Origin of the sequence: Pseudokineococcus marinus, from assembly GCF_013004605.1 — a bacterium.
GTDB lineage: Bacteria > Actinomycetota > Actinomycetes > Actinomycetales > Quadrisphaeraceae > Pseudokineococcus > Pseudokineococcus marinus.
Genome location: NZ_JABEMA010000133.1, coordinates 1 through 8362, shown reverse-complemented (window position 1 = coordinate 8362; position 8362 = coordinate 1). Strand labels below are relative to the sequence as shown.

The window sequence follows — 8362 nt, the reverse complement described above, 5'->3', positions numbered from 1 at the left end:
CGGCGTCGTGCCGCTGCGCCTGCTCGAGCGCCGCGCCCAGCCGGCGGGCCGTGGAGCCGGTGACCTCGCCGCTCGCCACCTCGCCCGCGAGCACGTCGGCGAGCGCGTCGAGCGCCCCCGGCGCCCGCAGGTCGGCCACGGGCACGTCGGCCGGGTCGGTGCCCGACCCCAGGTGCCAGCCCGGGTAGGACGGCTGGTTGTAGCTCGTCTGCTGGCGGGCCACCTCGGCGCGGTACTGCGGGTCGTGCATGAGGGTCGGGATCCCGCGGTCGGTCACCTCGGTGCTGAGGAACATCCGGACCGCGGTGCTGTCCTCGGTGCGCAGGAGGAGCTCCTCGCGCCAGTCGCCCACGACGTCGGCGACGAGCCCGGCGTTGCCCTTGGTCCCGTTGTTCGTCAGCGTGCCGTCGGCCTCGAGGAGCACGCCGCGGCGGGCGTCGACCACCGTGGGCGTCGCGTCCCCCGAGCCCTCGAGGACCTGCGTCGTCATGTCGGCGGCCCACCGGATGCTCTGGTTCGTCCCCAGGGGACGGGGGCCCTGCACGGGCGCGCCCTGCGCGGTGAAGATCGTCCCCGCCGGCTGGCCGGGCACGGACGCCCACATCTCCAGGCCCGGCTGCTCGGGCAGGACGTCGCCGACCATCCCGCGTCCGGTGTCGCGCCCGGAGTACTCGCCGGCGAGCACCTCGCCGATCGCCGCGTCGCGCAGCGCCCAGCCGTACGGCGCGTAGGCGCCGCCCTCGTGGACCGTGAAGATCTCGAGGCCCGGTCGCGTCGGGTCGATGTCGGTGACGTGCATGGCGTCGCCGTGCCCGAGCTTGGCGAGCGCCCCGGGGTCGGCGCTGCCCTCGGGCAGCTCGTCGTAGGAGCTGTAGAGCAGGCTGCCGTCGTCGTCGAGCGTCGCGGAGCCGTAGACGACCTCGTGCCGGCCGTCGCCGTCGACGTCGGCGGCCGACAGGGAGTGGAAGCCCTGCGTCGTGAGGCGGCCCCACTCCGGGCTGGTGCCCTCCGTCCCGTGCGGACCGGCGTCGAAGGGGTTGGCCATCGGCGTCCAGCCGCTGTCGGCGGTCCAGCGGGTCGTGAGGGACTCCCCGTCCCAGTCCACGGCCGCGACGACGGCGCGCGTGTAGTAGCCGCGGCCGAGGACGGCCGACGGGCGGTCGCCGTCGAGGTAGGCGATGCCCGACAGGAACCGGTCGACGCGGTTGCCCGGCTCGATGCGGGACATGGCGTAGTCGCCCCACATCAGCCCGTCGTCGTGGCGGCCGGGCTCGTACCGGACGGTGTCGAGCTCCTCGCCCGTCGCCGCGTCGAAGGCGGTGAGGTACTCGGGCCCCGTGAGGACGAAGCCCTCGAAGGTCCTCAGGTCGTTGCGGCCGCTGCGCGCCGGCGCGTAGACGTCGATGAAGTGGTCGACGAGGGCCTCCGCGTCCTCCCGCGACAGCGGGTAGGGGGCGGGGTCGCCCTCGACGCCGAGGGCCTCCTCGACGGTGGCGGGCCACCGGCCGGCGACGACCTCGGGGTGGGTGTCCCAGCCCTGGAAGACGTCGGCGAGGTGCGACGCGTACTGCTCGGCCGACATCCGCAGGTCGTCGTCGTGCGACCACCCGGCGGCGAGGTCCTCCTCCGGCATGGTGACGAACCGCTCGCCCACGGGCTGCCCGTCGCGGTAGGTGGTGCTCCGCGTGCCGGGCGCCGTCTTGACGAGGAGCTCCGCCCGCCCGTCGCCGTCGAGGTCGTAGACGAGGGGCTGGGCGTAGTGGGCGCCCGAGCGGATGTTGACGCCGAGGTCGACCCGCGCGAGCAGCGTGCCGTCCATCCGGTAGGTGTCGAGCATCGTCGGGCCGGTGTAGCCCTTCTGCGACACGTCCTTGGCGTTGGACGGGTACCACGTGACCATGAGCTCGTACTGCCCGTCGCCGTCCACGTCGCCGACGCTGAGGTCGTTGGCCGAGTACGTGTACGCCTCGCCCGCCGGCGTCGTGCCGCCCTCGGGCTTGCGCAGCGGGACGTCGAGCACGGCCTCGCCCCACGGCGTCGCCTCCGCCCCGCGGTCCACGGGACGCCCGTCGACGACGGCGGTGACGCGGTACGTCGCGTCGGCGGACCCCGCCGCGTCCAGGTAGTTGGTGCTGCCGGAGACGACGCCGAGCAGCTCGCCGTCGCGGAGCACCTGGAAGTCCACCTCCTGCGACCCGCCGGCGGCGCGGGACTCGGGGGCGAGGAGCCGCCAGGACAGGAAGACGCCGTCGTCCGTGACGGCGGCGACGAGGCCGCGGTCGAGCAGCTCCAGCTGGGGGCGGGCCTGGGCCGCGTCGGCGGTGGGCGCGGCGGCGGGGGCGGCCGGAGCGGAGCCGGGGACGGCGAGCGCCGCGCCCGGCCGTCATCCCGCCCGCCACGGGTCCATGGTGCCCCGCCGCGAGCCCCCTGTCGAACGGGTGTTCGACCACGGGCCGCACGGTGGGGGCGGGCGGGGACGAGCGGGGCCGTCAGAGGGCGCGCGGCCGGTAGGCCTCGACGAGCCGGTCCATCACGCCGTCCATGTGCGGGTCGACGACCTGGCGCGCGGGGTCCGCGTCGTACCACTCGACGACCTCGCGGGCGCCCCGGGCGAAGGGGGTCGTCGCGGCGAAGCCCGGCACGAGGGTCTTGAGGACGGTGTTGTCGAAGACCATCGAGTGCGCCTTGTCGCCGAGCAGCCCGGCGCCCCAGCCCTCGTCGGCGGCCGCGATCGCGTCCGACGGCACGTGGACGATCCGCGGCTCGACCCCGGCCGCCGCCGCGACGGTCCGGTAGATCGCGTCCCACGGCAGCGCCTCGTCGGAGGTGATGTGCACGGCCTCGCCCAGCGCGCGCTCGTTCCCCAGCAGCCCGGTGAAGCCCCGGGCGAAGTCGCGGTGGTGCGTCAGGGTCCACAGCGACGTCCCGTCGCCGTGCACGACGACCTCCTTCCCGCGGCGCATGCGGTCGACGACCGTCCACCCGCCGTCGAAGGGCAGCAGGGTTTTGTCGTAGGTGTGCGAGGGGCGCACGACCGTCACGGGGAAGCCGTCCTCGCGGTAGGCGGCCGTGAGCAGCTCCTCGCAGGCGATCTTGTCGCGGCTGTACTGCCAGAAGGGGTTGCGCAGCGGCGTCGACTCGACGACGGGCACCCGCAGGGGCGGCGTCTGGTACGCCGACGCCGAGCTGATGAAGACGTACTGCCCGGTGCGCCCGGTGAAGAGGTCGACGTCGGTGCGCACGTGGTCGGGGGTGAAGGCGACCCAGTCGACGACGACGTCGAACTCCTCGTCGCCCAGCGCACCCCGCACGGACGCGGGGTCGCGGACGTCCGCCTGCAGCACCCGGGCGCCCTCGGGCAGGGGTCGCGTCGTCGTCGTGCCGCGGTTGAGGACCGTGAGGTCGATGCCCCGCTCGACCGCGAGGGCCGAGCAGGCCGAGCTGATGATGCCGCTGCCGCCGACGAACAGGACCTTGAGGGCGCTCATCTGCCTCACCGTAGGCGCGGGGCGTGCTCCCGGCCCGGTGCGGACGCGGCCGCCGGCGACGTGGTCGGCGAGGGTCACCCCAACCCGGTCACGACCTGCCGGTCGCCCTCGGGCGTCACGACGACGACGCCGGGCAGGGCGGAGAGCAGCCGGTCGTAGCCGTAGGGCACGTCCCTCTCGACCGGCCCCTCGATGACCCGGACGACCCCACCCTCCCAGGGCACCACCTGGACCCCGACAGGGGTGTCGCCCTCGCCGCGCCGGCAGGTGGCGAGGAGGGCGCCTCGCCACTCCGCCTCGGGGGGCGCGCACAGGCCTGTGACGACCTGGTCGGCCCCGGCCCGGGATCGCCGGACGTACGTCAGGTCCTCGGCGGGGTCCCCGAAGTACTCGTCCTCGACCGTGCCGTCGAGGAGGCGTCCCCACAGCGCTGCTGCGGAGAAGCCCTTCACGTCCAGGTCCTCGAAGGCCGCGTCGTCGGCGACGACGCGGCCGTCCTCGGCCGCCAGCACGAGGTGCAGCAGCCGCTGCTCACCGTCCTCGGAGGTCGCCACCCGCACGGCGGAGCCGTCGGCGGACGCGCGGAGCCGGGCTCCCCGCTCGTACGGGCCACCGATGCGGACGAGCGCCTCCGGCGACTGCCAGTCCTTCGTCGAGGGCACGGTCCGCGCCGTCCGCCACAGCTCCTCGCCGCTGCCCGATCGCAAGCCCAGCACGCGGACCTCGACCTCGCGAGGGCCCGCCTCGCACATGAGCAGCACGACGACGGCCGGCGCCGTCGCAGCGGTGCCCCAGTGCCGGCACCCCTGCGGGACCGACCACGCCCAGTCGTCGGTCCCGTCGACGGCCCGTGCGGACAGCCCCTCCGTCTCGAACCAGTCGCCCTCGTCCTCGAGCAGGTGCGTGTCAGCCATCACGAGGGGGATCCCTCCCCAGCTCGACCACTCGAGGCCGTGCACGGCTCCGACCGGCTCGCCGGTGGCTCCGTCCAGGGCGACGAGGCGGGTCCCGCCGTCCTCGCCGTCCTCGCGGCTGCCCGACTGCAGGAGGACGGCGACGGTCCCGCCCCCCGGCGAGGCCTCCAGCTGCAGCGACTCGGCGCCGTCGAGCTCGAAACGCCAGCGCTCGCGCCCGGTGCGGCCGTCCAGGGCGACCACACCCGCCTCCGTCCGGTAGGCCACGCCCCCACCAGCAGCGACGACGTCGACACTGGTGGCGCTGAACGCCGTGCCCGGCGACTCGGCGTCCCCGTCGACGTCGCGCTCCCAGGCGACTCCCGTGGGGGGCGTGGTGGGCCCCTGGGTCGGGGCCGCGGCCTCGGCGGTCGTCGAGCGGACCGGGATCGCCGCCACCCCCGCCGCGACCGCCTGGGCGACGAGGAGGACGGCACCTGCGCCGACGAGGACGGCGACCACGACCGCGGCGGCGTCGACCGGGGCGACGGAGCCGGGCCGGGACCACGTGCCGCCGCGGGCCGGCGCGCGGAGGCCCAGCAGCGCCACGCCCGTGGCCGCCGCGAGGAGGCCGACGAGCAGCAGGACCACGTCGGGGTCGACGAGCCCCCCGGCGACGTCGACGACCAGTCCGACGGCGGTGAGGACGGTTGCTGCCGCGCCCAGGACGGCGGCGACCACCAGGGTGACCCGAGGGCCGGGGACCTCCTCGTGCTGCCACCTCAGGGCCACCAGGCCGCTGGCCGTCGCCAGGCCGGCCAGGAGCACCAGCACGCCGAGCAGGAAGGGACGGGTCTGCGGACCGGGACCGTGGGAGGACGTGAGGGCGAGCACCACGGTGACGACGCCTCCGACCAGGAGGGCGACGGGGACCAGGCCGTGCACCCGCGACCGGACGTGCGCGACCGCCCCCGCCGCCCTGCCGGCCCCGGCTCGACCGCCTCGGCGTCCAGCGAGAGGAGGCGCGCCCGGTCCGCCCCTCGCACGGTCGTCCGCCGCCTGGCCGGTCGTCGCGCCCTCCACGGGCGGCAGCCTGCCCGAGCCGCACGGGCGTGACGGTGAGGTCCCTCGGACGCGTCGACGTCGTCACCCGCGCGCGTCGCGTCGTCGCTGCCGAGGGCGGAGCACGGGCGAGGTCCGCCGACGTCCGCGTCCGTCACCTCGGGCGGCGGCCCCGCCCGGGTCGAGGCGCGGCTCGCGCCGGATCAGCGAGCCCGTGGCGGACGTGGCTGCTCGCGACGGCGGGCCGCGCTCGGCCTCGCCCCACCGGCGCGGGGCACGGGGACGGGGACGGGCGGCCCTGCCGCCACCCGACCGAGGGCCCGGTGGTCGAGCTCCGCCGCGGGCACCGGCCGGCCGAAGAACCAGCCCTGGCCGTAGCGGACGCCGAGCGCGAGGAGGGCGTCGCGCTGCTCGGCCTTCTCGACGCCCTCGGCGAGCACGTCGAGCGCCACGACGCGGGCCATCGCGACGAGGCCGGCGACGACGGGCGAGCACCGCTCCCCGACCACGGTGGCGGTGACGGCGCGGTCCAGCTTGAGCACCTCGACCGGGAAGCGGTGCAGGTAGTCCAGGGAGGTGTAGCCGGTCCCGTAGTCGTCGAGGTGCACCGCGACGCCGGCCGCTGCGAGCGCGAGGAGGTTCTCCGCGACGACGTCGTCCTCGGGCAGCGGCTCGTGCTCGGTGACCTCCACGGCGAGGAGGCCGGCCGGCACGTGCGCGGAGGCGAGCCGGGCCACGACCTGCCGCGCGAGGCCCGGCACGACGAGGCTCCCCGCGGTGAGGTTGACGCTCACGGGCGGCGGCTCCGTCCCCCGCGCCCGCCAGGCCGCCAGCTGGGCGACGACGTCGCGGACGACGGCGGCGTCCAGCCGGGCGTCCAGCCCGCCGCTCGAGACGACGTCGAGGAAGGCGCCCGGGGCGAGCAGGCCGCGCTCCGGGTGGCGCCAGCGGACGAGCGCCTCCAGGCCCGCCACCCGGTCCGTCGCCAGCTCGACGAGCGGCTGGTAGTGCACCTCCAGCGCCCCCGCTCCGGGCTCCCCGGCGAGCAGGCAGCGCACCTCCGAGCCGGTCCGCACACGGTCGGCCACCGCGACCTGCAGGGCCGGCTCGAAGCCGACCGCCCGGTCGCGGCCCGCGGCCTTGGCGGCGTAGAGGGCGACGTCGGCCCGCGTCAGCGCGACCCCCAGCTCCTCGCCCGGCTCCGGACGCACGACGCCGAGGCTCGCGGTGCAGCCGACGACGAGCCCGTCCACCTCGGCGTCGCGCCGCAGCTCGGCGAGGACGCGCGCCACCACCTCGTCCACGGCGTCGGAGGCGACGAGCAGCACGAACTCGTCGCCGCCCAGCCGCGCCACGGCGCCCTGCGGCCCCACCGCGGCGAGGAGCCGGTCGCGGACCTCGAGGAGCAGGGCGTCCCCCGCGTCGTGGCCGTGCGCGTCGTTGACCTGCTTGAAGTCGTCGACGTCGACGAGCACCAGGGCGGGAGCCCCGCCCTCCTCGAGAGCCCGCGCGTGCGCAGCGGCGAGGCCGCGCCGGTCGAGCAGGTCGGTGAGCGGGTCGTGCTCGGCGAGGTGCTCGCTGCCGCGCAGCGCGAGGTACCCGCGGACGAGGCAGAGGGCGGCGAGGACGGCTCCGACGACGACGAAGGCGCCGACGGGCAGCCCGGCCCCGGGCGGGGCCGAGCGCCCGAACCACCAGAGCCCCACGGGCACGGCGAGCAGCGGCGCCAGGCCGAGCAGGGCGGCGGAGGGCGCGCGACGGCGCTGCAGCGCCTCGGGCGTCAGCGCCTCGTGCACCGAGGGGTGCAGGGCCGCGGCCGTGAAGAGGGCGAGGCAGAGCAGGCCGAGCGCCTGCAGCGGGTCCCCCGGCAGGGCCACCCGGTGCGCGGCGGCGGGCTGGAGGTTGTCGTAGGTGCTGATGGCCACGGCCGCGGCGAGGAAGAGGTGGGTGCTCCGCGTCAGGCCCCGCCTCGAGACGAGGAACCGCAGGCAGACGCCGAGCACGACCATGTTGGCGCTCGGGAGGAGGACGTGGCCGAGCTCGCGGCCGACGGTCGGCAGGGCCAGCGCCGCCACCTGCGCCGCCGTCAGGCCGAGGACGAGCGCCAGGACGAGGAGCTCCACGCGGCGCGGCGCGCCCCCGGGGCTCCTCCCGTCGCGAGGACGCCGGCGCCCGGTGGGGCGTCGGCGCAGCAGCCCCAGGACGGCCACCGCCGCGACGCCCTGGCCGCAGGTGAAGGCGGCGACGGCCGCGGGAACGCCGTCCGGTCCGAGCGAGGGGAGGGCCAGCGCCGCGCAGAGCAGCACGACCATGAGGGCGAGGAGCGTCCAGGTGCGGCGGGCACGAGGACGGTGACGGACGAGGCCCAGCATCGTGCCGACGGACGCGCCGGTCGCCGCCAGCAGGGTCAGGGGCTCACGCAGCGGCGGGACGACGAGCGCGAGGGCTGCCGCGAGGGCCCCGGCGACGACGACCGCCCACGACGCGCGCACCCACCGGCGCTCGCGCCGCGACACCTCCACGCCTCCCCAACGGCAGGCGCGGGAGCGGTCTTGAGGTCCGCTCCGCGCCCGGGGAGAGACGAGCGCCCCCTCGGACGAGCGGAGGTGGCAGCCCCTCGTCGTGGAAGAGCACGTCGAGGGGCTGCCACCTCGCCCTCAGGCCTGGGCGGCGTCCTGGGAGCGCGACGGGCGCTGGACGTGCCCGAAGCGGTGCCGCGTGCGGCTCACGGCCTGCTCGCGGACGACGGTGAGCAGCTCGCGACGGCCTGCGGCGAGCGCGGGGCCCGGGACGAGGCTCGTGCCCGCCTCGGCGGCCGCCGTGGCGACGGCGTCCTCGAGGGCGCCGAGGACGCGCAGGCGCTCCCCCGCCCGGCCCTCGCGCAGACGGGCGCCGAGCGCGGCGGCGTCCTCGACGACG

General features: G+C 76.7%; 4 protein-coding genes and 1 pseudogene. All 5 read right to left on the bottom strand.

Going from position 1 to position 8362, the window contains the following annotated elements; all coding sequences use genetic code 11:
* Positions 1 to 2374 (bottom strand): annotated as a pseudogene (locus HLB09_RS09830) (rhamnogalacturonan lyase); the annotation flags it as partial.
* A 115-nt stretch (positions 2375 to 2489) separates the two neighbouring features.
* A complete protein-coding gene (locus HLB09_RS09825) occupies positions 2490 to 3488 on the bottom strand; it encodes an SDR family oxidoreductase (protein WP_171203206.1) in 999 nt (332 codons plus the stop codon).
* A gap of 74 nt (positions 3489 to 3562) precedes the next feature.
* Positions 3563 to 5278 carry a hypothetical protein gene (locus HLB09_RS09820; RefSeq protein ID WP_171203205.1) on the bottom strand — a complete coding sequence of 572 codons (1716 nt, stop codon included), beginning with the start codon at positions 5276 to 5278 and terminating at the stop codon, positions 3563 to 3565.
* 368 nt (positions 5279 to 5646) lie between these two features.
* Positions 5647 to 7965, bottom strand: a complete 2319-nt coding sequence (locus HLB09_RS09815) for a putative bifunctional diguanylate cyclase/phosphodiesterase (protein WP_171203204.1) — start codon at positions 7963 to 7965, stop codon at positions 5647 to 5649.
* Between the two features lie 135 nt (positions 7966 to 8100).
* Positions 8101 to 8362, bottom strand: a 262-nt coding sequence (locus tag HLB09_RS09810) for a hypothetical protein (RefSeq protein ID WP_171203203.1), incomplete at its 5' end; no start/stop codon positions are given.

Coding starts and splice junctions, on each gene's coding strand:
- HLB09_RS09825 (WP_171203206.1), bottom strand. CDS start 3,488: ATGAGCGCCCTCAAGGTCCTGTTCGTCGGCGGCAGCGGCATCATCAGC.